This window comes from Streptomyces chlorus, assembly GCF_042655885.1.
Taxonomy (GTDB): Bacteria; Actinomycetota; Actinomycetes; order Streptomycetales; family Streptomycetaceae; genus Streptomyces; species Streptomyces chlorus.
In genome coordinates, this window is sequence record NZ_JBHSOA010000160.1 from 1 (window position 1) to 1,060 (window position 1,060).

The following is a 1,060-nucleotide window of genomic DNA, read 5'->3' on the forward strand; positions in this document are numbered from 1 at the left end:
CGGTGTCCCAGTCGCGGGGGGTGAGCTGGTATTTCTCGGAGTTCAGGTATTCCTCGGAGCCCTCGCGCAGGGGGGTGTTCTCGCAGAGTTCGTAGCCGCTGTAGATGCCCCAGGTGGGGGAGAGGGTGGCGGCGAGGACGGCGCGGACCTCGAAGGCGGGCCGGTGGCCGTGCTGGAGGTGGGCGTGCAGGATGTCGGGGGTGTTGGTGAACAGGTTGGGCCGCATGTAGGAGGCGGCGTCCCCGGAGAGTTCGGTGAGGTACTCGGTCAGTTCCTGTTTGGTGGTGCGCCAGGTGAAGTAGGTGTAGGACTGCTGGAAGCCGATCTGGGCCAGGGTGTGCATCATCGCGGGGCGGGTGAAGGCCTCGGCCAGGAAGATGACGTCGGGGTCGGTGCGGTTGATGTCGGCGATGACGCGTTCCCAGAACGCGACGGGTTTGGTGTGGGGGTTGTCGACGCGGAAGATGCGCACGCCGGCACTCATCCAGTGGCGCAGGATGCGGCAGGTCTCGGTGTGCAGGCCCTGGGGGTCGGTGTCGAAGGCGATCGGGTAGATGTCCTGGTACTTCTTGGGCGGGTTCTCGGCGGGGGCGATGGTGTTGTCGGGGCGGTGGTTGAACCACTGGGGGTGTTTGTGGACCCAGGGGTGGTCGGGGGAGCACTGGAGGGCGAAGTCCAGGGCGATCTCGAGTTTGTGGCGGTGGGCCTGTTCGACGAACCAGGTGAAGTCGTCCAGGGTGCCGAGTCGGGGGTGGACGGTGTCGTGGCCGCCCTCGGGGGAGCCGATGGCCCAGGGGACGCCGACGTCGTCGGGTGCGGGGGTGAGGGTGTTGTTCCTTCCCTTGCGGTGGGTGGTGCCGATGGGGTGGATGGGCGGGAGGTAGACGACGTCGAAGCCCATCGCGGCGATGGCGGGCAGGCGGCGGGCGGCGGTGCGGAAGGTGCCGTGGGGGGCGGTGGGGGTGCCCTCGGAGCGGGGGAAGAACTCGTACCAGGAGCCGTAGAGGGCGCGTTCGCGTTCCACGAGCAGGGGCATCGGGTCACCGGCGGTGACCAGTTC

1 pseudogene is annotated in these 1,060 nt (G+C 68.2%); it reads right to left on the minus strand.

Features of this window, described 5'->3' with window-relative positions:
• Positions 1 to 1,060: pseudogene (locus ACFPZI_RS37110) on the minus strand (alpha-1,4-glucan--maltose-1-phosphate maltosyltransferase); the annotation flags it as partial.